Source organism: Butyricimonas sp. RTP31003st1_G1_RTP31003_210430, assembly GCF_040920905.1.
In the GTDB taxonomy this organism is placed as follows: domain Bacteria; phylum Bacteroidota; class Bacteroidia; order Bacteroidales; family Marinifilaceae; genus Butyricimonas; species Butyricimonas paravirosa.
In genome coordinates this window covers 45,499-69,814 of the sequence record NZ_JBCOSQ010000011.1, presented here as the reverse complement: position 1 = coordinate 69,814, position 24,316 = coordinate 45,499, and the positions used below count along the sequence as shown (strand labels likewise).

Below are 24,316 nucleotides of genomic sequence, written 5' to 3'. Positions count from 1 at the left end.
AAATACCAGTAAATGAGAAAAATTACATTATGTTTTTTGGCTTTCATTCTGCTGACTTTACCAAGTTTAGCTGACGAGGGAATGTGGATTCCCATGTTGTTGAAAAAATACAACATAGAAGATATGCAGAAAGCCGGTTTTAAATTAACAGCGGAGGATATTTACGACATTAACCAAGCTTCATTGAAAGATGCCGTTATCGGGCTGGGTAATGAAGGTTCTCCGTTTCATCACTTTTGTACCGGGGAGATCGTGAGTGATCAAGGATTGGTAATTACGAATCATCACTGCTCTTTTGGCATGATCCAAGCTCATTCCAGTTTGGAACATAACTATTTACGGGATGGTTTTTGGGCTCAATCCATGGCGGATGAGTTGGTTAATCCCAAGATAACAGCTTCTATTTTAGTTCGGATGGAGGATGTCACGGATAAAATCAATGCAGGATTGAATGCCGGGATGTCTGAAAGCGAACGTACGAAGAAGGTAAATGAAATATGCCGGAAATTGGAAACGGAAGCTGTTAAAGGAACCAATCTGGCGGCTAATATAAAGCCATATTTTAACGGAAATCAATATTTTCTTTCCGTGTTTAAAATCTTCCGGGATGTTCGTTTAGTCGGGGCTCCGAATTCTGCTATCGGTAAATTTGGTGGGGATACGGATAACTGGACATGGCCGCGTCACACGGGTGATTTTTCCGTTTTGCGTATTTATGCGGGACCGGACAATGAGCCGGCAGCTATATCAGATAAGAACGTGCCTTATAAACCGGCTAAATTCTTTAAGATTTCTGCGCGGGGGGTACAAGAAGGTGATTTTACGATGGTCTTCGGTTATCCCGGAACGACAAACGAGTACCTGACTTCTTACGCGATAGATCAAATTGCTTCTGTTGAAGACCCGCATAAGATTAAAATCCGTACGGCAAAATTGGAGGTAATCAATGCCGCTATGGAGTCGGATGAATTGTTGCGTATAAAATATGCAGCGAAAGCTGCAAGCGTTGCTAATGCCTGGAAAAAATGGCAGGGGGAGATTAAAGGATTGGATCGTTTCAACACGGCAGATAATAAAAGAATTCTTGAAAATAATTTCAACAACTGGGCTAAAAGTAATGGAAAAACCGAGTATATCGGTTTGACGGATCGTTACAAAGCGTTATATGACGCTCGTAAAGAATATATTTTGGCTGCAGCTTATGCTTCGGAGGCCGGATTGGGAGGTGCGGAAATCATAAAATTTGCCCGTGAAATTGAACAGGTATTGGATAACTATGACAAATTCCCGGATAAGGAACAGCTTAAAACATCTTTGAAAAATTACGTTGAGGCCTTCTATAAAGATTACGATGTGGCCACGGATCAACGGATATTGACCGAAATGTTCAAGTTGTATAATAATAAGGAAGTCGGAGACCAATGGATACCGTCAGTCGTTCGTTTGAGCCCTAAATATGCTAAATTGAACGCTCCTGATCGTTATGCTGCCGACTTGTTTAAAAAATCGATATTCACGCATAAGGATAATTTGCTGAAATTCATCGACAATTTATCAGAGAAATCAATCACGAAAATTGAAAAAGATCCGATTCTTGGAGTGGCGACCGGAATTTACACGTTGTATGCAGATAAAATTCGTCCCGAATTGAGCCGAATTGAAAGTGAATTGAAATTATTGAATCGGTTGTGGATTGCCGGATTGATGGAGATGCAGCCCGATAAAACGTTCTATCCGGATGCGAATTCTACCTTACGTGTAGCTTATGGGAAAATTGCCGGATACCATGCAACTGATGCTGTTTATTACACGCACTACACGACATTGAAAGGTATCATGGAAAAGGATAATCCGAATATCTATGATTATGATGTACCCCAGAAATTACGGGATTTGTACAAGAACCGGGATTTCGGCCCTTACACTCAAGACGGGGAAGTTCCCGTTTGCTTTATCGCAACGAATCACACGACTGGCGGTAATTCCGGTAGTCCGGTTCTGGATGCAGAAGGTAATTTGATCGGTTTAAACTTTGACCGTGCTTGGGAAGGTGTGATGTCAGATATGCAATATAGCCCGGAAATTTGTCGGAATATTGCCGTTGATATTCGCTATGTCCTGTTTATCATTGATAAATATGCAGGAGCGCAAAGATTGATTGACGAGATGGTAATCATTCATTAATAATAATATCATCTTCGGAAAAGTATTAAAAAACAAGCCTTTATCAGCAAAATCAGCGATAAAGGCTTGTTTTTTATTTGTGAATTTAACTCTCAGACCGACAAATTCAAGACACCTAAATATTATGCGGCAGTTCCGATTTCATACAAAAACTCTGGTGCTAAATCAGCTCCATTGGCCCATTCAATAGTGATACGGGTTAAGCCGTATTGAACAAACTTTTCTTTATCCAATAGTTCACCAAAAACTTCTCCCGTTAAGTAAGGTCTCAAATCAACTTTCTTCTTGTTCCCATCACTGAAAGTTACAAGAAGTTCATAATCTTTGATATAATCAACATCGACTACTCGTAACATAAATAATTATTTTAAAGGTTCTATTTTATCTATTTTTTCACCTTTTTGGGCTTTTTCCCAAAGTGTAAGAATCTCTGTTTCATGTAAATCAATCCACTCATTGACTTTAACAATCACCTTTGCAGGGGCTTGACCATCAACAATTCGATCCAGAACACTGATTGAACATTCATAATTTCCATAAGTGAAATGGATATGTGGTGGATTGTGATCTTTCCAATAAAGGAATATTATAATACCAAAAAACCTACAAATTTCGGGCATAATTCATGTATTTTCTAGTTTATAACAAATGTAACGAATTAGTTCTGTTTTCACAAATAAAAGGTTATAAAAATAGCGGCAATGGAATTGAATTGCCGCTAGAGATGTTCTATGCATTATGGATTTTAAAGGCGTTTATTTACAACGTCCCAGTTTATAATGTTCCAATAATTTTCAATGTATTTCGGACGAGCGTTTTGGGTGTCCAAATAGTAAGCGTGTTCCCAGACATCAATTGTCAACACGGGTTTCTTTCCATGTTTCAGTGGAGTATCTGCATTACCGGTTTGTACGATTTCCAGTTTACCCTCTTTGTCCACAACCAACCAGGCCCATCCTGAACCAAATAAGGTGGTGGCTGCTTTAGCAAACGCTTCCTTGAAGGCATCGAAACTTCCAAATGATTTATCAATCAATTCCTTTATTTTTCCTGTCGGAGCAACTTGTGCAGCATGATGAGCTTGGAAGGTCTCGAAGTAGAATATATGATTATATGTTTGTGCTGCATTATTGAAAATACCACCTTCAGATTTGATCACGATACCTTCTAAACACATTTTTTCGTATTCGGTACCCACGATTAAATTATTCAGGTTCGTAATATAAGTTGCAAGATGTTTTCCGTAGTGGAATTGGATGGTACGTTCGCTAATATAAGGTTCTAATGCGTTTTCTTTATAGGGTAGAGGGGGTAGTTTAAATTTGTTGTCCTCACCTTTTGTATTTATAACCTCTGATGACATCAACACATCCAATTCTTTGTACTCTTCTGTTTTCATATCTTTATGTTTTAAATTAAACTGTTTTTAAATTTACAAATTCTATACTAAGGATACGATAAAATATGAATAAAGTTACTGCTTTCTATGAAAAAAAATAAAACGGGTAGTTACTATTTTTCACTACCCGTTTTTATCCATGTACATGGATGATTCTATTTCGTCAGTTTTGCACCGAATTCCAGTGTTTTAAGATTTTTTGAAAAAGATTCAACAAAGTCTTCAATTATTGTTTGTTGTTCTGCTGGCAAGTCTGTAACTTTTAAAATAGCCGGAACTGCTGCAAGGAGTGTTTTCACGTAAGAAGTATTTAAATATACTGTCAATTCATTGTTTGCTATTTTGTAATTCAAATCAATCGAGGTAACGGGAATGGTGCCTAATAGCTCTTTAAAACCATCACTTTGTGTACTGACTTTTATAATATCTTTTTGAATCGTATAAGCCGTCTTTAAAGTTGCTGGTTGGTCATTCATGGTCATTAATATTTCCATCTCGGTTTCAGAAGTAAATTTAATTCCTTGGAAATATTGAGACATATATTTGTTTGCAATTCCCGGTAAAAACAGTTTAACTATACTAGCGTCAATTCCGTTGCTGATCATGCCAGCAACTCCATCAGGTAGAACCACCTCTGGAGGAATTATTCCTTCGGGAATACTGATTTGGCCATTATAGTCAAATTCAAAATGAATATCAGCCGCTTTTCCTGAATAATTCCAAGTCCCGATAAGGTCTTTATTGTTATTATTATCATCATCGTCGCTACAAGAGAAACATGCAACTGCCACAAATAATACAGAGATCAAGTAAATTAATTTGTTTTTCATATAGATAAATTTAAAATGATTGTTTATAATTTTATTGTTATAGATGCCCCGAATCGAGAGGGTGCCCCGGATTGTCCGGATTTCATGTATTCCGGCAAGTTCTTTCCCACGGGACTGTTGAACATATAGCAAAAGAAACTTTTATCCAAAATGTTCTTACCCCACACGTGGAAATCGATGTGTTTACCGGAAATACCCAAATCCATGTTCCAAAGGAAATAAGGATCTTGTTTCATGGTATTCGCCTCGTCAAAATATTGGGTCCCGAAACCAGTAACAGACGTGGTTGCCGTGAAAGATTTGAATAATAAGGACTTGATTGTCTTGGAATACGATACCCCCGTGTTCATCGTGAATTCCGGGGCCATGACAATTTTATTACCCTCATATTCCTTGGTTAAGTGGTGGTAGTATTCCGAATTACTATATCCTGAGGAAAGGAAATAAACCAATCGTGGCAGACATTCCCAACTTAAATCAATCTCCGCACCGATACTGCGGGCGTCTCCTGCATTCTTGATAATCGGCCCCATCATCTCCATGACGAAGATTTGCTGATCTTTCCAATCAATATAAAAAAGCGCTCCGTTCAAGTTAAACCGTCCATTAGCGCTGAAGTATTTAGCCCCAAGCTCGTAATTCCACAAGGATTCTTTACCATATTCCAGTTCTACAACCTGCGTGGTCATTTCGTTTGAAATGATATTATACCCGCCGGCTTTATATCCTTTAGATATGTTCAAGTAGGTGGATAACTGCTCGTTCCATTTTTGTAGAATGGAAAATTTGGGTAACCAAGCCGCATAAGAATGGTTTTCATCCCAATCATGATAACCGGTAAACTGGTCTGCGTCGTGAAATAACAAACTGTCCCGGTAGGAGAGAGACGCTTTCTCGTAATCATACCTGATTCCGGCAGTAACGAACATCCCCGGCAAGAGATTTTTCACGGTAACTTGCCCGTATCCGGCAATTCCCCAAGTCGAAGTGTTGTTATAATACGACGCTTGATCCAAATCTAGCGGGAGAAGTAAGTGACGTTCCGTACCAAAAGTGGCTAAGTAATCATTCGTCAGGTCCTTGTAGAAACCGAATGTTCCTAATGTCCAATCGATTTTCTCGCCTTGGGAGGATTGGTAATTAATCTCTTGCGTGATCAGATCCTGTTTCGATTCCTTTTCATTTTGAAATACATCATGATACGTGAAATCGGCATCCAGAACCTGTTTATCTTTAGCCCGGGAATAGGAGGTGATCCAGTTCAACAGAGTTTGAGAAAAATGTTTCTGAATGTTCACGTACGTGGACAATAAATCCCGTTTATAGGATGCGTCTGCGTTATAATTAACCCGATAGCGGTGTGCTTTTAAAGAATCAACGGCATGATAAGCGTAACCATCATCAAAACTATGATTATAGTTCATACCAAACGCCACTTTCCATGTTGCATCCGTAAACACGCTTCCCTGGTAACGAATATCGTATGAATCCGACTTGTTCGATTTTCCCCCGGTAAAATCATTCTTGAAATATCCGTCCGTGCGATTATATGCAAAAGATAATTTGTTATACAGGACTTTATTTATAGGCAAATTAGCCATAATCATGTAATTCTGCGAATTATAACTGGAAACACCTGCTTTTGCTTGCAAAGAAAGCTTTGTCGCAGGAGGATTTGTCCGAATATTAATCAAACCGATGATACTGTTCCGACCGTACAAGGTTGTTTGAGGGCCTCGCAGTACTTCTATTTGCCTAATGTCATACAAATCAAATATAAAAGCATTTTTGTCAAAAATTGGAACTCCATCCACGTACAAACCGACGGGTGGAGTCCCGGATACCGTTCCAATTCCACGAACATAGAGCGGAGTTGATAGTTTCAAGCCACCTTCCTGCATGTAGAAATTCGGAACGATTCCCGACAGGTTCCGGAGATCCGGATTATTCTCGTTCAACAAGTTTTTCCCGCTAATCACGCTAAGAGCAACAGGAATCTCGCTAATGGATAATTCCCTCTTTTCAGCCGTAATGACGACTTCTTTCAATTGTTTAATGACACTGAATGTAGAATCATTCGTCTGCACGGTCTCGGACCGTTGCGCAAACAAATGACCGGAAATAAATGTCAATAGCAGAATGCTATATATGATCCGCATTTGATGTTGTTTTAAATTAATATATCCCGTGAATTATTCCACTCTTTCCTCTTAAAGGATTACGACAAGTGGATAGCGGGAGGAGCCCTTAGTGTTAATAATATAAGGTTAGGATCGTCATAGTGACCAAAATAGACATATTGTTTGGTTTTCGATCGATCGTCTGTTATTTTTAAATAAGGAGAGTTTGGAGAGGATATAACCTCCTCGTCTTCCATCGTCTGGCAATAGCATATCTCGTTTTTCCCGATCCGGTATTCGATAATTCTTTCTTGTCCCGGAATACCTTCCGGGAGTCTTATTTCAGTTTGTGCATAGAAACATATCACAAAGAACGCTGAAACAAGCAAATAAACGAATATGTTTGCCGATGGTCCGATAAAAAACATGGTGCAAATCTATAAAATAATTAGATAGGGATGATCAAAATTCTATGTGAACATCACTAATTAGAACTGTTCTAAATTTTTGCAAAATACAATTCGAGATGTTGCATTTATAAAAAAGATAACGATATTTGCACTCGATATAAAATTGTAACGATTACAAATAAGCAATGAATACAGTTGAAGGAACACGGGAGTATTTACTAAAATATAACATCAAACCATCCTTGCAGAGAATGGCAATTATGGATTATTTGATGGCACACCGGGTACATCCGACGGCTGACGAGATTTATAATGCTTTATATCCGACCATGCCTACTTTGTCTAAAACGACCATATACAATACGATGAAATTGTTCACGGAGCAAGGTGCGGTGAAAGCTCTCTTGATCGATGAAAAAAACGTGCGATTCGATATTGACACGTCGAGTCACGCTCATTTCATGTGCTTGGGATGTGGTTGCGTGTATGATCTTCCGGTTGAAAATCAGGATGCGATACAATTGGAAGGAGTAGGGGAATTGATTATTACAGAAATTCATCTTTATTACAAGGGGTATTGTAAAAAATGCGCCGAAGAGAAAAGAAAAAACATATTATTATAACATTTAAAAAGTGCGTTATGAAAAAATTTATCTGTACCGTATGTGGCTACGTTCATGAAGGAGATGAAGCTCCGGAAATTTGTCCTCAATGTAAACAACCGAAAAGCAAGTTTAAAGAATTAGTTGAAACCGAAGGTGCTTTGACGTTCGTTGACGAACATCGTCTCGGTGTAGCAAAAGGAGTTGATCCTGAAGTTCTCGAAGGATTGAGAGCGCATTTCAACGGGGAATGTTCAGAAGTCGGGATGTATTTGGCTATGAGTCGTCAGGCAGATCGTGAAGGCTATCCGGAGATAGCAGAGGCTTTCAAACGTTACGCTTGGGAAGAGGCAGAGCACGCAGCTAAATTTGCAGAATTATTGGGAGAATGTGTTTGGGATACCAAAACAAACTTGAAAAAACGTATGGAGGCAGAAGCTGGTGCTTGCGAGGATAAAAAACGTATTGCTACTTTGGCTAAAAAATTGGATTTGGATGCTATCCATGATACCGTTCATGAAATGTGTAAAGACGAAGCCCGTCATGGTAAAGGTTTCGAAGGTTTATACAATCGTTACTTCAAGTAATCTATTGTAGGTTATTTTATAAGATTAAAGAGATCGTCAAGGCTTAGACGATCTCTTTTTATTAATAAAATAGTACATTTTTTATACGTATTTTATGTAACTTTACCTTATAAGTTCCCGTAACAACACTCGAAATTGAATTTAACACGGAGAATTGTATGAGAACTTATAGATGCGAAGACGTCACTTTATCAGATAGAGGAATTGATAGTAAAGGTTGGTTGTGTAATCCACAAGAAAAGGGTAAAAAACCGGCAATACTTGTTTTAGGCCCCAAAGATGCCTCGAATAACACGGTATTATTACAATATGCCACGCGATTGGCAAACTATGGTTTTGTCGTTTTAGGAATGGAGGAAACTCAGAATGTAAAAGCAGCCATTGATTATTTGAGTTTGAAAGATGAAGTTGATCCGAATAAAATGTACGCCATGGGAATATGTAACGGAACGAATGAAGTTCTGGCCAGTACAGAAGCGGAAAAACGATTGAAAGCTATCGCTTTAGTGGCAGGATGCTACAAACGCAAAGAGGCATCTCGGGTAAAAGTACCAACAATCGTTATTCACGGAGGTGAAAACGAAAAGGAGTACCAATCCGCTCAACGCGTGTACGACACGATCTGTGCGGAGGAAAAATTAGCGATATGGGAAGGTTCCGTTACTCATGCACAATATTTTGAAGATCCTCTTGTTCTGGATAAAACGGTAAGGAATGTCTTCCGCTGGTTTAAAACACATTGACAATCACACTATATTAGGAAAAAGCCGGCTCTAGTTGATAGAGGCGGCTTTATTGTTAGATTTATCCTTATCTATGGGTTATAACAACGTTATACTAGGGTTTTACCTATAAACGAGCATATTTGAAAGGCTCACCACCACTTGTAAAAATGATGAATGGCTCCATGTCCATGCCCTATTTGGTACCCGGCAGCCGTTTCTATGGCCCCGTGCAAATAATTCAAGGCTTTTTCCACGGCTATGTTCAAGGGAAAATCATGGGCTAAATAAGAGGCCACGGAGGATGATAAAGAACACCCGGTACCATGTGTATTCGGGGTGATTATTTTCTTTGCCGGATAACGATATTCCAAATCATTCTCACAATCAATTAAAACATCTGTTATCTCTTCGCATTCCAAGTGTCCGGCTTTTAATAAGACATTGCGAGCGCCGATATTCTTCAATGCAGGAATGGAAAGATATAAATCTTCCTGAGAGCGTATTTTCTTTCCGGAGAGAATCTCTATCTCGTAAAGGTTGGGAGTGATCACGGTAGCCAACGGGAATAATTCCTTTTGCATCACGGCAATGGCCTCTTGCTGCACAAGCAGATCGCCTGAGGTCGCCACCATTACCGGGTCCACGACAATGTGCTTGATCGGGTAATCGGCTAATACTCTCGTGACGGCTTGAATCACTTCCACGGAATGTAACATACCAATTTTTACCGCATCCACGCCAATATCGTCTAAACAAGCCCTAATCTGGGCCTCTATGACATTCACGGGAAGAGGTTCAATGGCTCTCACACCTAATGTGTTTTGAGCTGTTACGGCTGTAATGGCGGTCATGGCGAAACACCCGCAGGCGGAGATCGCTTTCAAGTCTGCTTGAACTCCGGCACCACCACCGCTATCGGAACCGGCTATAGATAATACTCTCTTGTAGGTTTTCATGACAAATAAAAGGTTTAGAATGATCGGGCATATAACACGAAAATCGTCGGGCGTTTATTTATATCCGGTTTCACGTGTTTCCAATCCTTTATTAACATGGTTTTTATGTATTCATTTTCTGTCGTAATATCACAGGCTATCGTGAGGCGTGTCGTGGGAGACAAGGTGGCTATCATATCCTCGAACAATTGCACGTTCCGATAGGGGGTCTCTATAAACAATTGTGTCCGGTTCTCCACGGCAGATTGTTTCTCGTAAGTTTTCAATGTTTTAATGCGTTCAGGCTTAGCAATGGGTAAATAACCATTAAACGAGAAGTTTTGCCCGTTAGCCCCGGAGGCTATCAGAGCCAATAAAATAGAAGAGGGGCCCACTAAAGGAATTACCTGATAATTGTGTTTATGGGCTAATGCTACCAATTCGGCTCCCGGATCTGCAATACCGGGACATCCGGCCTCGGAGATAATCCCCATATCTTGATCGGCCAGATAGGGGAGATAGGTTTCAATATCTTTTATATCCGAATGTTCATTCAGGTCTAAAAAAACGAGTTCATCAATATTTATCGTTTTATCTATTTTCTTTAAATAACGACGGGTATTTTTTACGTTTTCAGTTGCAAAAACTTTGATATTCTTAATGATATGAACTACATCATCAGGAATAACCCGCTCTATCGGTGTCTCCCCAAGTAAATTGGGGATCAAATATAATTTTCCCATAATAAAATGTTTGGGGCAAATATACAGGATTATTCCGAATCTTATTATTTTTGCATGACACAATAAAACGTTCTGTATGGAATTTTCGATGTCAGAATATAATTATTTTTCAGTCTTCAACAGATGAGAGTAACGATTTTAGGAAGTGGAACTTCACAAGGGGTTCCCGTTATTGCTTGCGAATGTCCTGTTTGTCAATCTACGGATGAGAATGACAAGCGTTTAAGGAGTTCTGCCATGATTGATATTGGGGATAAAAAACTAATTATAGATGCGGGACCTGATTTCCGAACACAGATGCTACGGGCGGGTGTAAAGGACGTGACAGCTTTGCTGCTGACACATGAACACAAAGACCATATCGGGGGACTGGACGATATTCGGGCTTTTAACTGGGTCAAAAATGGCGAGGTAGACATCTACTGTAACCAGAGAACGAAAGACGTTATCAGTAAGGATTATGACTACGCTTTCGCAGCATTCCGTTATCCCGGTGTACCTGAAATGAACATTCACGTGATAGGTGAAGCCCCATTCTGGATTGGGGATATTAAAATAGAACCTATTACGGTGATGCACTACAAGCTCCCCGTGACGGCATTTCGTATTGATAACTTCGCTTATATCACGGATGCGAATTTCATATCGGAGGCAAGTATGAAAAAACTGAAAGGCGTCGAATACATGGTGATTAATGCCTTACGTAAAGAAGTCCACCTTTCTCACTTTACGCTGAATCAAGCCATTGATGTTGTGAAAACCTTACACGTGAAACAGGCCTACATCACGCATATCGGTCATCAGATGGGATTGCACGAAGAGGTCTCGCGGGAATTACCTGAAAATATACAACTGGCTCATGATATGTTATCATTTGAGTTCTAAAATCTTATTACTCGCTCCGGTTTCCTTTTTGTTAAATGCTTGCTGAAAGGCAAGAGTGAATGTGAATAAAAAAGGACTTAAAATTTCCGTTAATCCACTGTTTTTATTACATTTGTGGGATTTTAGTAATATAGGGGTGAAATTTAGAATAATGCCCTATAAAACAATGCGTTAATAGTGTAATTTAATATTATAAATGGAAAACGTCGGAGAAAAAATTATCAAGATCAACATCGAGGAGGAGATGAAATCTTCGTACATTGACTATTCAATGTCGGTGATTGTGTCGCGTGCATTACCTGATGTTAGGGACGGTTTGAAACCGGTACAGAGAAGGGTATTATATGGAATGAGCGAATTGGGTGTTACGTCTGGTAAACCATTCAAAAAGTCAGCGAGAATTGTCGGAGAGGTACTCGGAAAGTACCACCCTCATGGTGATAGCTCGGTTTACATGGCGATGGTACGTATGGCTCAAAGTTGGTCTTTACGTTATCCGCTGGTTGACGGACAAGGAAACTTCGGTTCCGTGGATGGAGATAGCCCCGCGGCAATGCGTTATACTGAGGCTCGTTTGATGAAGGTAACCGAGGACACGTTGGTGGATTTGGATAAGGATACCGTGGACATGATTCCGAACTTCGACGAATCATTAAAAGAACCCAGCGTTCTACCCACTAAAATTCCGTTGTTACTCGTGAATGGTGCGTCAGGTATTGCGGTTGGAATGGCTACTAATATGCCTCCCCACAATCTGCGTGACACGATCGATGCTATTTGTGCTTATATTGATGACCGGGATATTGAAATAGATGACTTGATCCGGATCATAAAAGCTCCGGATTTCCCCACGGGAGGAACAATTTACGGGTATGCCGGGGTGAAAGAGGCATATCACACGGGAAGAGGTCGCGTGGTTGTGCGTTCGAAAACATCCGTGGAGACAACTCCTCATGGCCGGGAAAAACTGATCGTTCACGAAATTCCTTATATGGTCAACAAGGCAGAATTGATTTCTCGCATTGCTGATCTGGTGAACGAGAAAAAAATAGATGGTATCTCTAATATCAATGACGAATCCGACCGTAGCGGTATGCGTATCGTTATTGATTTGAAAAAAGATGCTATTGCCAATGTCGTACTGAATACATTATTAAAACATACGGCTCTTCAAACTTCTTTCGGGGTGAACAACATTGCGCTCGTGGGAGGTAGACCCCGTTTGTTGAATTTGAAGGACTTGATCCGGTTATTCGTGGAACATCGTCATGATGTCATTACACGGCGCACTCAATTTGAATTAAAGCAAGCGGAAGATCGGGCTCACATTCTGGAAGGTTTGATCATTGCCAGTGATCATATTGACGAAGTAATCCGGATTATCCGGGCATCTAAAACTCCGGAGGAAGCGAAGAATAATTTGATTGAACGTTTCTCCTTGACGGAGGTACAAGCTCGTGCTATCGTTGAAATGAGATTACGTCAACTAACAGGTCTGGAGCAAGATAAGCTAAGAGCCGAGTATGACGACATCATGAAATTGATCGAGCATTTGAAAGAAATTCTAGCTAGTTTAGAATTAAGAATGCAAATTATCAAAGATGAGCTACTTCAGGTGAAAGCCCAATATAACGATGAGCGTAAAACAGACATCGTTTATGCCTCTGAAGAATTCAACCCGGAAGATTTTTATGCCGATGAAGAAATGGTAATCACTATTTCTCACATGGGATACATCAAGCGGACTCCGCTATCCGAATATAAGGTTCAAAATCGCGGGGGAGTAGGTTCGAAAGGATCTGCCACGAGAGATGAAGATTTTCTTGAACACATGATTATGGCCACGATGCATAACACCATGTTGTTCTTCACTGAAAAAGGAAAATGTTTCTGGCTGAAAGTATGGGAAATCCCGGAAGGAACTAAACAATCCAAGGGTAGAGCTATCCAGAATTTATTGAATATCGAGCCGGATGATAAGGTGAAGGCTTATATCAACATCCTCAATTTGAAAGATGAAGAGTATATTAATAATAACTATATTGTATTATGCTCGAAACAAGGTATTGTGAAAAAAACTATCTTGGAAGCCTACTCTCGTCCGAGAGCGAATGGTGTGAATGCAATTACAATTAAAGACGGGGATCAATTGCTGGATGCAAAAATGACCAATGGTAAATGTGACATCATGATAGCGGTCAAATCCGGTAAAGCCATCCGTTTCCCGGAAGAAAAAGTTCGTCCGATGGGTAGAACTGCATCCGGGGTAAAGGGTATCTCGCTGGATAACGAAGGAGACGAGGTAATCGGTATGATTTGCATTGAATCCGGTAAATCCGACGTGTTGGTTGTGTCTGAAAATGGATATGGAAAACGTTCCAGTATCGAGGATTATCGTATCACTAATAGAGGTGGTAAGGGTGTTAAGACCATCAACATGACGGAAAAAACAGGTAACCTGATCGCCTTACTTGACGTTACGGATGAAGATAACCTGATGATTATTAACAAGTCAGGATTGACGATAAGACTGGATGTTAGTACCTTGAGAGTTATGGGACGTAACACGCAGGGAGTGAGATTAATTAATTTGAGAAATGATGATGCTATTGCAGCAGTAGCGAAAGTATCCGCTTCGAAAGAAGAGAATCTTCCGGAAGAAGGGCAGGAGGGAACAGAAGTAGCAGATTCGAATGATGAAGAATAATTATTTACACATGATATCTAATTGGAACACAAATTTTTAACGTATGAAAAAACTATCTTTTATCATTGCCCTTCTGCTTTGCGTGAATATATCTTTCGCGCAAAAGGGGAAAGTAACATCGGCTGTTAGCTTTTTCACGCAGGGAAAGCTGGATAAAGCGAAAGAGCTGATAGATGAAGCTATTGGCCATGAGAATTGCGTAAACTGGGCGAAAGCTTATATGGTTAGAGGACAAATCTATCAAGCGATTTTCGAAACTCAGGATGAGAATTACAAAAAACTCTCCAAAGATCCGTTAAGTGTAGCTTGGGACTCTTATCAAAAAGTTATCCAACTGGACGATAAGAATAAATTCGAGAAAGATTTAAAGACCCAGTATGCTAACTTGGTTATAGACTTTACTAACCAAGGTGTTGTTTGTTACAATCAAGGAATGAAAACAGATGATACCAAAGATTTTAAAGATGCTGTAAACAATTTTAAACGAGTATTGGAAATCAATGAATCCCCGTTAGGAACACAAAAAGTAGACACGACCGTCATCTATAATGCCGGAGTTGCTGCACACAAAGCCGGAGACCTGGATGAAGCAATTAAATTCTATAAGAAATCTCTGGAATTGAATTATGAAGCCGGAAAGATTTATGCGATGGTGGCAAATATCCTTCTAGGACAAAGTCGTGCCGCTAATGAGGCCGGAGATTCTGTTACTGGAAAAGCAAAACAGGAAGAAGCTGTTAATTTTTTACATGAAGGACACAAATTGTATCCGGATGATAACTATATGCTGGTTGAGTTAATCAACTATTACTTGATGGGTGATACTCCGGCTAAAGCTGAAGAGTTCCTGGATGCTGCCATTAAACAAGAGCCGAATAAAGCTGAATATTACAGAGCTAAAGGATCTTTATACGAAAAATTAAATCAACCGGAAAAGGCTGAGGCAATGTATATCAAGACTTTGGAACTGAATCCGAATGATTTCTTCGCACAATATAACTTGGGTAACATTCATTTGAACCGGGTTATTGAAGATCATAAAGTTGTACAGGATATCGTTGATGCAAAGGAATATAACGCTGCCTTGGATAAGGTTATGGAGAAATATGAGGCTGTAATTCCTTATTTTGAAAAAGCATTGGAATTAAATCCTAATGACAAGAATACGTTGACTACGTTGAAAGAATTATATTTCCGCTTAAGAACAAAAAATAAAGTTTATCAAGAGAAGTATGACAAGACAATGGAGGCTTTGAATAGCTTGTAAATATCACAAGAAGAAGGAGATACATATTTATCCTTCTTCTTTTTTGTGTTTGTTTATTATCATAATGTAGATTATAATACAAATATTATAATAGAAGAAAAGAGTACTTTTTCTTTTCATGATCCTTTAAAAGTTACTATATTTGTAAGTTACAAAATAAATATTTCATTCATCTAAGAAAATTATTCATGCAAAATAAAGTTGTAATTATTACAGGAGCTTCTTCTGGTATAGGTAAAGCACTTGTTTATGAATTTGCAAAACGTGGAGCAAAAATTGCCATGGGAGCTCGAAATTTGGATGAATTACAGAAAATCGAGACAGATTTAAAATCTCGGGGTATTGATGCCCTTTCCGTTCAAACGGATGTTACTCGGGAGTTGGATTGTAAAAATCTAGTTGAGAAAACAGTTGAACGATTTGGTAAAATTGATGTTCTTGTAAACAATGCCGGAATATCCATGCGTGCGCTATTTGAAGATTTGGAATTGGATGTCATCCGGCGTTTAATGGATGTGAATTTTTGGGGAACGGTTTATTGTACCAAATTTGCTCTACCTTATATATTAAAAACAAAAGGTAGTTTAGTCGGAATTATCTCTGTTGCCGGCTTCCTGGGACTACCCGGAAGAACCGGATATTCTGCCAGTAAATTTGCCGTGCGCGGATTCTTGAATACATTGCGAGTTGAGAATTTAAAGAAAGGATTGCATGTCCTTGTTGCCGCTCCGGGATTCACAGCGTCCAACATACGAAAAACAGCTTTAGTAGCTGACGGACATCAACAAGGCGATAGCCCGCGGGCAGAAAATAAAATGATGAGTGCAGAAAGATGCGCTCAAATAATTGTAAATGGTGTTGTGAAACGCAAACGGGAAATCGTGATGACACTGGTTGAAGGAAAAATATCCGTGTTTTTAAGCAAGTGGTTCCCTAGCCTGTTGGATAAACTTGCTTACAGCCACATGGCTAAAGAACCTGATTCACCGTTTAAATAACGAAAAAAAGCACATGAGGAATCTTGTACTTGTTACTTTTATATTTCTATTATCTATAAATTCCCTTTTTGCCCAAAAGAGAGAACATATACGTGTTGTGCCTAAATTATCACATTCTTACGTGTTACCCTTGAAACATAACAAGAGAGATTCTCTTTATCATACACGGCCTCAACTCAAGTATATTTATTTACGCCATAAAAATCAACATATTGATGATCCGCTTGTTCGTTATGCATTGGATAACTTGAAGAAAGAAAGAATGAAATATTATGAGTTATACAAGGCCATCAACACGTTAAGTGATTATGCTGAAAACGAACATATTAAATATATGCTCAATTACGTGAGAAACTACTTTGAAACGGTACAGGCAAAAGAAGAGGCGATTCGTCAAATTGAAGATCGTATTAAAAGAGACAGTGTCGATTTTTATAAAGAACACCCGGAAGATTCCGTACAATACGATAAACTGTTGAACCAGAACTTGAAAGCCTTACTCTCTTTTATGGATCAGGACGTGAATTATCAATGGTTGAAGGAGAAAAGTCGTGATTCCGTACAAATCACTTTACTATCAGCCTCTAATCGTCCTAAAAACTTGTGGCTTAATACCGGTAAAACACAATATTATCGTTTTATGGCAGAGAATTTTATTGGTGACACCATAGGAACCTGGGTGAAGGTAATGCCGCGAGGAAATCAACTGAAATTCTTCCTGGATGAAAATGTTTATCAATATCAAAAATATTCAGAGCCTAAAGAAATTGTTGAGGAATGTCTTCTGGAAGCTCCTGATTCTATGTATTTTGTATTATCTGAAATGAATGTTGGGAAAATAACCAAAAGGCGCTGGATGTACTATTCTGACGTAACCTTCTCTTTCGGACAGGGTTTTATCAGTAGTAACTGGGCCAGCGGTGGTGAAAACTCTTTGTCAATACTCTCCGATTTAAAGTATTTTGCAACGTATAAAAAGAATAACACGACGTGGGAAAACTCGATCCGTTATCGCTTGGGAGCCTTAAAAAGCGGTAGCGAAGATTTGAGTAAAAATGAAGATAAGTTGGAACTCCAATCGAAACTGGGAATAAAGGCTTTTAAACATTGGAATTACGCCACACAGTTCGATATGAATACCGTGTTGTTCAAGACAAAGAATAATCCGGACAAAGAGGTTATTGCAGCTTTTTTGACTCCGGGAAATTTTACCTTATCTCTAGGTTTGGACTATAAACCCAAAAATAACATTTCTTTATACCTGTCCCCTATCGCCGGGCAATGGGTATATATGCGTGATACAAACTTGGTTGCTCCTAGCCGTTATGGTTTGGAGACAGGAAAAAAATTTAAAAGTGATGCGGGTGCTAAAGTTGAATTGAAAAACCAGCATGAACTTTTCAAGTTCTTGAAAATAGATAATCATCTGATTATATTTTCCAGTTACTATGAACAACCGGAAAAATTGACATTAGACTGGCGGTTAACGCTGAACTTTAAAATCAATTATTTCATGCAGACTTCCGTCTATGCTAATGCTGTTTATAACCAGAATGATTCGAAAAAGATACAATTGAAACAAACATTAAACTTAGGAGTATATTTTAGATTTTAAAGCATATGATGAATTTTGAATCTTGTGAGATCAATAATATCGTAATCCATGACATCGGCAATAAATACGAGGACGGAAAGTTACGTCTCTCCGAATCTTGCTTTTTACCGGATGATATGGATGTTCACAACCTACTTAAAAGCTATTTTCTTGCACCTTTTAAGAAGGACGCCTATTACCGGTTTGCACCTATTGAAGATAATTTATATCACAATCTAGTGTACAATGCGGTTAATTCTATTTTCGAGGATAACACGAATTTTTACGAGGCTTCGTTGAATATCGCTCAACATTTATTCGACCAGTCAAACCATCCCAACATAAAAGCCGGAGAGTTATACATGGTCCATTTCAAGAATTGCGTGCTGGAAGAAGGTCCTTGTGATGCTATCGGTATTTTTAAATCAGAAACGAAAGATACTTTCTTGAAAATTATCATGAATGATAATAGCTATCAACTAGAAAGCGAATCGGGTATTAATATCAAAAAATTAGATAAAGCTTGCTTGGTCTTCAATGTCGAGAGTGAAAACGGTTACCGAGTAAGTATTTTGGACAAGACAAACTCCACGGAGGCTGTTTACTGGACGACCGATTTCTTGGGATTGGAACAATGCGAAGATAACTATTTCCAGACATCCAATTACTTGAAACTCTGCAAAGATTTTGTTCAAGAGGTTTATAATCAGGAAAATGACATTCCCAAAGCAGACCAGATCGATATGCTTAACCGTTCGATTGATTACTTCAAAAAAGCGGATACTTTCAATGAAAACTTGTTCAAAGAAGAAGTTGTTTCCGATCCGCAGATTATCGATGCTTTTGAGAATTTCAAAAACTATTATGAAGAAAAGAACGAACTCGCGTTAAAAGACCAGTTTGATGTATCAAATAGTGCGGTAAAAGACGAAAAAAGATACTTTAAACACGTGTTGAAATTGGACAAGAACTTTCACGTTTATATTCACGGACAAAAAAAATACATCGAGAAAGGGTATGACTCGGACCGGGATATGAATTATTACAAGCTGTATTTTAGAGAAGAAAACTAACACTTCCTGCCTATGAATAAAAAAATCAGGAGATTTGTTATCATATTAGGAGTACTGGCAATAATCTTTCTCGCTTGTGTGGGATTGGGATATTATTATATTCTAGCTCCAAACACGAGTGTCAAAGATGACGGTATTGTTTACTTGCGCGATAGTAGCACTATATCACAAGTGATTGATACCTTGCGACGGCACGGGTACATCGAAAATGCACACACCCCCAGCGTGGTTGCCAGACTCAAACGTTTTTCTTCACCCGTGAAACCCGGAAGGTATAAAATTCAGGATGGGATGAATAATAACGAGTTGATCAATATGTTCCGTTCCGGTAATCAATACCCGGTTTACTTCACGTTTAATAATATGCGAACGCTGGCTGAATTTGCCGAGGAAGCTCATGAAGAATTAGGTACTTCCAAAGAAGAATTGCTAACGCTGCTGAAAGATTCTGATGTGCTTGCCGATTTAGGATTTGATTCTACCACGATCATGGCCATGTTTATCCCGAATACCTATCAGATCTATTGGAATACCCCGGCCCTTGATTTGTTGAAACGAATGAAAAAAGAATATCATCGTTTCTGGAATGAAAACCGGATGGCAAAAGCATCTGCAATTGGGCTTTCCCCGGAAGAAGTGATCACGTTAGCCTCTATCATCGAAGAAGAGACCGTGAAACCGGAAGAATACCCAGTCATCGCCGGCGTTTACATCAATCGGTTGAACCGGGGAATTAAATTGGATGCTTGCCCGACACTGAAATTCGTGTTGGGAGATTTCACGATAAGCCGTATATTGGATCGTTACTTGAAGATCGATTCCCCTTATAATACGTATATGTACGCCGGACTTCCCCCGGGACCGATCCGGATGGCTTCCATCAAGGTCATTGATAGCGTGTTGAATTATCAAAAACATGATTATCTGTATTTCTGCGCTAAAAGTGACTTTTCCGGGTATCATAATTTTTCGAAAACACTTCGGCAGCATAATATTTATGCCCGGGAGTACCATCAAGAATTGAATAAACGGAAAATCTGGAGGTAAATGAAAGATTCTGAGATTGCTGATATTGAGACCAAGTGATTGAAAACAAGCGTTAGATCATGGGTGTGAATCACTTAATCTATAATCGCTAAATCACGAAATTAATAGGATCTAAAATCTAAAATGGTAAATTTCTTTGTAAATCCGAAGGAAAGTAGTAACTTTGCGGGCGATAAATAAATTTTTATTACATTAATGTATTAATAAACAATCAGTTATGTTGAATCATTACGAAACCGTTTTCATCACAACTCCCGTTTTATCTGAAATACAGGTAAAGGAAGCGGTAGAAAAATTCAAGGCTGTTATTACCGAAAATGGCGGTAATATCGAGCACGAGGAGGCTTGGGGTCTACGCAAGCTGGCTTATCCAATCCAAAAGAAAACGACAGGTTTTTATCACTTAATCCAATTCGAAGGAGAAGGTACTCTAGTTGACAAACTGGAAACTTCTTACAGACGTGACGAAAAAGTGATTCGTTTCTTGACGTTCAGATTAGACAAGTATGCTTACGAGTATGCATTGAAAAGAAGAGCTAAAAATCAAGTAAAACAAGAGGAGAAATAAGCCATGGCACAGAACGAAAGCGAAATTAGATATTTAACCCCCCCAACGGTTGAAATCAAAAAGAAAAAGTACTGTCGATTCAAAAAAGCAAAAATCAAATTCATCGACTACAAGGATCCGGAATTTTTAAAGAAATTCTTGAATGAACAAGGAAAGATTCTTCCTAGAAGAATTACCGGGACTTCTGTAAAGTACCAAAAGAAAGTAGCAACCGCTGTGAAGAGAGCAAGACATCTTGCTTTGTTGCCCTACTTAACCGACTTGATGAAATAATTTTAAGGAAGGAGGACACAAATGGAGATAATATTATTGACAGATATAGCAAACTTAGGACATAAGGATGACATCGTTGATGTAAAACAAGGTTACGGACGTAACTACCTTATCCCTCAAGGTTACGCTATTTTAGCAACACCTTCAGCAAGAAAAGTTGTTGCAGAAAATTTAAGACAAAGAGCTCACAAAGAAGCTAAACTGAAAGCAGAGGCAGAAGAAATAGCAGCACAATTAGCTGAGGTTAAACTTACTATCGGAGCTAAAACCAGCTCTACCGGTAAGATCTTCGGTTCTGTTAACAGCATCATGATTTCTGAAAGTTTGAAGGAGAAAGGTTTCGACATCGACCGGAAGAAGATCGTGCTGAAAGATGTAAAAGAGATTGGAACTTACACCGCTCTTATCAAACTTCACAGAGAAGTGAAAGTTGATGTTGAGTTCGAAGTAGTTTCCGAATAATTAAAACGAGTCATTAACAAGACTTAAACGTATTTCCAAACATATTCCAAACGCTAAAAGCACCCCCAAAGGGTGCTTTTTTTTGCGAAAAGTCTTATCTTTGTATATATTTTGGAAGGACATATATGAGTAAGCAGAGCATTGAGTTGAAAGGAGTACGGGTTCACAACCTGAAAAATATAGATCTGAATATCAAGTTAAACCAGTTTGTCGTGATTACCGGAGTTTCCGGAAGTGGTAAATCTTCACTGGCTTTTGACACGTTATATGCAGAAGGACAAAGACGTTACGTGGAAAGCTTGTCTTCTTATGCGCGTCAGTTTTTGGGAAGATTGAATAAACCGGAATGTGACTACATTAAAGGAATCCCGCCTGCCGTGGCGATCGAGCAAAAAGTGAATACCTCGAACCCGCGTTCAACCGTGGGAACATCCACGGAACTTTACGATTATATCAAACTGTTGTATGCCAGAATCGGTAAAACCTACTCCCCTATTTCGGGGGAAGAAGTTAAGCGTCATAGCGTGGATGATATTTACTCGTATATTCTGGAAGGGCATACCGATCAGACGGTTGTTATCATGGCAAAATTAGCCGAGACGACAAATGAAAATCTTCCTCTTTTGATTAGTCAGGGATTCTCGCGAATAAAATACGGGGATGAGTTTATACGAATTTCCGACTTGATCGAGAAAAATATTCCGGTAGACTCTTCGAAAGAGATGTTTCTCGTGATAGACCGGACCCGGATAAATGACGAGAAAGACACGGTATCCCGAATCAAGGATTCCGTTGAGACAGCCCTTTACGAGGGAAACGGTACTTGCTACATTGATATTGATGGAGTAACACGTTCGTTCTCAAATAAATTTGAGGCCGATGGTATCGAATTCAAGATACCGACCATTAACACGTTCAGCTTTAACTCCCCCATCGGAGCTTGTCCGAAATGTGAGGGATACGGGAAGATACTCGGGATCGACGAGGATCTCGTGGTCCCCAACAAATCATTAAGTGTTTACGATGATGCGGTTATGTGCTGGCGGGGAGAAAAAATGAGCGAGTGGAAGCATTTTTTCGTACAACACGCTCACAAGATAAATTTTCCGGTACATACCCCTTATTTTGAGCTGACGGCCAAGGAGAAAGATCTTCTTTGGAATAGTGAAAATGGGATATACGCATTTTTTGAATACCTAGAGTCCAAAAAGTTTAAAATACAGAACCGTGTAATGATTGCCCGATACACGGGAAAGACCAAATGTCCGGTGTGCCACGGGACTCGTTTGAAAAAAGAAGCCACGTACGTGAAAATAAACAACCGGTCCATCACGGAACTCGTGGATATGCCCATCTCGGAACTGAAAGTCTATTTTGACCATCTTCAGTTATCCGAACACGATAAGACGATTGCCGCACGAGTCCTTCCGGATATTCATAACCGGATTGATTTTCTATTGGATGTTGGTCTTGGATACTTGACATTGAATCGTTTATCCTCTTCATTATCCGGTGGAGAGTCGCAACGTATCAATCTGGCGACCTCGTTGGGTTCAGCTCTTGTCGGTTCCTTGTATATCTTGGATGAGCCGAGTATCGGGTTACATTCCCGGGATACGGATCGCTTGATACAGGTACTTCATCGTCTTCGTGATATTGGTAACACCGTGGTAGTAGTCGAACATGACGAGGATATTATTAAAGCCGCGGATGAAATTATTGATGTTGGTCCCTTGGCCGGGAGATTGGGTGGAGAAATCGTGTACCAGGGAACACTGAAAAACTTGAAGAAAGCGGACACTCTTACGGCAGATTATATATATGGAAAAAAGAATATTCCTGTTCCGGCAAAAAGGAGAAAATCAAATCGTTACATACTCCTTTCCGGTGCCACAGAAAATAACCTTAAGAATATTGATGTCAAAATTCCTTTGGGGATAATGACAGCCGTGACCGGGGTCAGTGGGTCGGGTAAGAGTACATTGATCAAGACAATTCTGGTTCCAGCCTTGAAAAAATATTATGGAGACTATTCCGACCGTACAGGAAGTTTCAACCGCTTGAGCGGGGATGTGGATTCTATTCATGGAGTGGAATTTATTGACCAGAATCCGATTGGTAAATCTTCTCGTTCTAACCCGGTTACTTATCTGAAAGCGTGGGATGATATACGTAAAATATTTGCTGACGAAAAATTATCTAAATTGAACGGGTTCAAGCCGGCTCATTTTTCTTTCAACGTACCGGGAGGTCGCTGTGAAGAATGTCAGGGGGAAGGAATCATCAAGGTCGAGATGCAATTTATGGCAGATGTCTACTTGGAATGTGAACATTGTAAAGGAAAACGTTTCAAGGATGAAGTTCTGGAAGTAAAATACAAGGGCCTGAATATATACGATATTTTAGAGATGACCGTGAACCAGGCAGTTGAATTTTTCTCTTCCGGGACAAGTCATAGTGAACGCAGTATCGTTAGCAAACTGCAAAAATTAATCGATGTAGGTTTGGGATATATAAAATTAGGCCAGGCATCCAGCACGTTGAGCGGTGGAGAGAGCCAGCGAGTAAAACTGGCTTACCATCTTAGCCAGGAAAACGCGGAACCTACCCTTTTCGTGTTTGATGAACCGACCACGGGATTACATTTTCATGATATTCATAAATTGATGGATTCTCTGAATGCCTTGATAGAGCGAGGACACACGGTACTAATTATTGAACACAACATGGATGTGATCAAATGTGCCGATAATATTATAGATTTGGGACCGGAAGGTGGAAGTGAAGGCGGGTATCTCGTTTTCGAGGGTACACCGGAGGAATTGATAACGTGTGAAGCCTCTTATACCGGGAAATATCTTGCAGAGAAATTGCAGGAGAATAAATAACAGATATTGCTCATTTGGA

At 39.4% G+C, this 24,316-nt stretch carries 23 protein-coding genes; 15 read left to right on the top strand and 8 right to left on the bottom strand.

Features of this window, described 5'->3' with window-relative positions:
• The first annotated feature begins 12 nt into the window (after nucleotides 1-12).
• Entirely contained in the window at nucleotides 13-2,184 is a 2,172-nt protein-coding gene (locus AB5542_RS05280) for a S46 family peptidase (RefSeq protein WP_279040155.1), read from the top strand.
• Between the two features lie 122 nt (nucleotides 2,185-2,306).
• On the opposite strand, the gene AB5542_RS05275 is transcribed toward AB5542_RS05280, so the two are convergent.
• From AB5542_RS05275 to AB5542_RS05250, 6 genes are all read right to left on the bottom strand, one after another.
• Nucleotides 2,307-2,540, bottom strand: coding sequence for a DUF2442 domain-containing protein (locus AB5542_RS05275; RefSeq protein ID WP_087420216.1), 234 nt, complete (start codon nucleotides 2,538-2,540; stop codon nucleotides 2,307-2,309).
• Nucleotides 2,541-2,546: 6 nt separating this feature from the next.
• On the bottom strand, nucleotides 2,547-2,804 hold the full coding sequence (locus tag AB5542_RS05270; RefSeq protein WP_279040153.1) for a DUF4160 domain-containing protein: 258 nt from the start codon (nucleotides 2,802-2,804) through the stop codon (nucleotides 2,547-2,549).
• Between the two features lie 125 nt (nucleotides 2,805-2,929).
• Nucleotides 2,930-3,583: a superoxide dismutase gene (locus AB5542_RS05265; RefSeq protein WP_279040151.1), complete on the bottom strand. Its 654-nt coding sequence runs from the start codon at nucleotides 3,581-3,583 to the stop codon at nucleotides 2,930-2,932.
• A gap of 155 nt (nucleotides 3,584-3,738) precedes the next feature.
• Entirely contained in the window at nucleotides 3,739-4,413 is a 675-nt protein-coding gene (locus AB5542_RS05260; protein ID WP_087420218.1) for a hypothetical protein, read from the bottom strand.
• A gap of 23 nt (nucleotides 4,414-4,436) precedes the next feature.
• A complete protein-coding gene (locus AB5542_RS05255) occupies nucleotides 4,437-6,572 on the bottom strand; it encodes a TonB-dependent receptor (protein ID WP_279040149.1) in 2,136 nt (711 codons plus the stop codon).
• Between the two features lie 59 nt (nucleotides 6,573-6,631).
• Nucleotides 6,632-6,961 carry a hypothetical protein gene (locus AB5542_RS05250; RefSeq protein WP_140402556.1) on the bottom strand — a complete coding sequence of 110 codons (330 nt, stop codon included), beginning with the start codon at nucleotides 6,959-6,961 and terminating at the stop codon, nucleotides 6,632-6,634.
• 167 nt (nucleotides 6,962-7,128) lie between these two features.
• Here AB5542_RS05250 and AB5542_RS05245 point away from each other — a divergent pair, with 167 nt between their 5' ends.
• The 3 genes from AB5542_RS05245 to AB5542_RS05235 all read left to right on the top strand — a co-directional run bounded on the left by AB5542_RS05245 (nucleotide 7,129) and on the right by AB5542_RS05235 (nucleotide 8,875).
• The gene (locus AB5542_RS05245; RefSeq protein WP_279040147.1) at nucleotides 7,129-7,566 is read left to right on the top strand and encodes a Fur family transcriptional regulator; all 438 of its coding nucleotides are present in this window, start codon (nucleotides 7,129-7,131) and stop codon (nucleotides 7,564-7,566) included.
• A gap of 17 nt (nucleotides 7,567-7,583) precedes the next feature.
• A complete protein-coding gene (locus tag AB5542_RS05240) occupies nucleotides 7,584-8,132 on the top strand; it encodes an NADH peroxidase (protein ID WP_124318500.1) in 549 nt (182 codons plus the stop codon).
• Nucleotides 8,133-8,290: 158 nt separating this feature from the next.
• A complete protein-coding gene (locus AB5542_RS05235; protein WP_118302384.1) occupies nucleotides 8,291-8,875 on the top strand; it encodes an alpha/beta hydrolase in 585 nt (194 codons plus the stop codon).
• Between the two features lie 131 nt (nucleotides 8,876-9,006).
• Here AB5542_RS05235 and thiD read toward each other — a convergent pair whose 3' ends face one another.
• Nucleotides 9,007-9,813 carry a bifunctional hydroxymethylpyrimidine kinase/phosphomethylpyrimidine kinase gene (gene thiD / locus AB5542_RS05230; protein ID WP_279040144.1) on the bottom strand — a complete coding sequence of 269 codons (807 nt, stop codon included), beginning with the start codon at nucleotides 9,811-9,813 and terminating at the stop codon, nucleotides 9,007-9,009.
• Between the two features lie 14 nt (nucleotides 9,814-9,827).
• On the bottom strand, nucleotides 9,828-10,535 hold the full coding sequence (locus AB5542_RS05225; RefSeq protein WP_410518819.1) for an SAM-dependent methyltransferase: 708 nt from the start codon (nucleotides 10,533-10,535) through the stop codon (nucleotides 9,828-9,830).
• Between the two features lie 123 nt (nucleotides 10,536-10,658).
• Here AB5542_RS05225 and AB5542_RS05220 point away from each other — a divergent pair, with 123 nt between their 5' ends.
• The 11 genes from AB5542_RS05220 (at nucleotide 10,659) to uvrA (ending at nucleotide 24,297) form a co-directional block, all read left to right on the top strand.
• Nucleotides 10,659-11,420, top strand: coding sequence for an MBL fold metallo-hydrolase (locus tag AB5542_RS05220; protein WP_279040143.1), 762 nt, complete (start codon nucleotides 10,659-10,661; stop codon nucleotides 11,418-11,420).
• A gap of 196 nt (nucleotides 11,421-11,616) precedes the next feature.
• Entirely contained in the window at nucleotides 11,617-14,127 is a 2,511-nt protein-coding gene (gene gyrA / locus AB5542_RS05215; protein ID WP_368243008.1) for a DNA gyrase subunit A, read from the top strand.
• Between the two features lie 43 nt (nucleotides 14,128-14,170).
• The gene (locus AB5542_RS05210; RefSeq protein ID WP_027202448.1) at nucleotides 14,171-15,394 is read left to right on the top strand and encodes a tetratricopeptide repeat protein; all 1,224 of its coding nucleotides are present in this window, start codon (nucleotides 14,171-14,173) and stop codon (nucleotides 15,392-15,394) included.
• Nucleotides 15,395-15,582: 188 nt separating this feature from the next.
• Nucleotides 15,583-16,392, top strand: coding sequence for an SDR family oxidoreductase (locus tag AB5542_RS05205; protein WP_087420226.1), 810 nt, complete (start codon nucleotides 15,583-15,585; stop codon nucleotides 16,390-16,392).
• A gap of 13 nt (nucleotides 16,393-16,405) precedes the next feature.
• The gene (locus AB5542_RS05200) at nucleotides 16,406-18,007 is read left to right on the top strand and encodes a DUF3078 domain-containing protein (RefSeq protein ID WP_279040141.1); all 1,602 of its coding nucleotides are present in this window, start codon (nucleotides 16,406-16,408) and stop codon (nucleotides 18,005-18,007) included.
• 5 nt (nucleotides 18,008-18,012) lie between these two features.
• The gene (locus AB5542_RS05195; protein WP_087420228.1) at nucleotides 18,013-19,059 is read left to right on the top strand and encodes a nucleoid-associated protein; all 1,047 of its coding nucleotides are present in this window, start codon (nucleotides 18,013-18,015) and stop codon (nucleotides 19,057-19,059) included.
• Nucleotides 19,060-19,071: 12 nt separating this feature from the next.
• Entirely contained in the window at nucleotides 19,072-20,106 is a 1,035-nt protein-coding gene (gene mltG / locus AB5542_RS05190) for an endolytic transglycosylase MltG (protein WP_279040139.1), read from the top strand.
• Between the two features lie 220 nt (nucleotides 20,107-20,326).
• A complete protein-coding gene (gene rpsF, locus AB5542_RS05185; protein ID WP_027202443.1) occupies nucleotides 20,327-20,674 on the top strand; it encodes a 30S ribosomal protein S6 in 348 nt (115 codons plus the stop codon).
• 3 nt (nucleotides 20,675-20,677) lie between these two features.
• Entirely contained in the window at nucleotides 20,678-20,947 is a 270-nt protein-coding gene (gene rpsR, locus AB5542_RS05180) for a 30S ribosomal protein S18 (protein ID WP_018336357.1), read from the top strand.
• Nucleotides 20,948-20,968: 21 nt separating this feature from the next.
• Complete coding sequence (gene rplI, locus AB5542_RS05175; protein WP_087420231.1) at nucleotides 20,969-21,409, top strand: 50S ribosomal protein L9; 441 nt, start codon at nucleotides 20,969-20,971, stop codon at nucleotides 21,407-21,409.
• Between the two features lie 125 nt (nucleotides 21,410-21,534).
• Entirely contained in the window at nucleotides 21,535-24,297 is a 2,763-nt protein-coding gene (gene uvrA / locus AB5542_RS05170) for an excinuclease ABC subunit UvrA (protein WP_279040136.1), read from the top strand.
• Nucleotides 24,298-24,316: the final 19 nt, after the last annotated feature.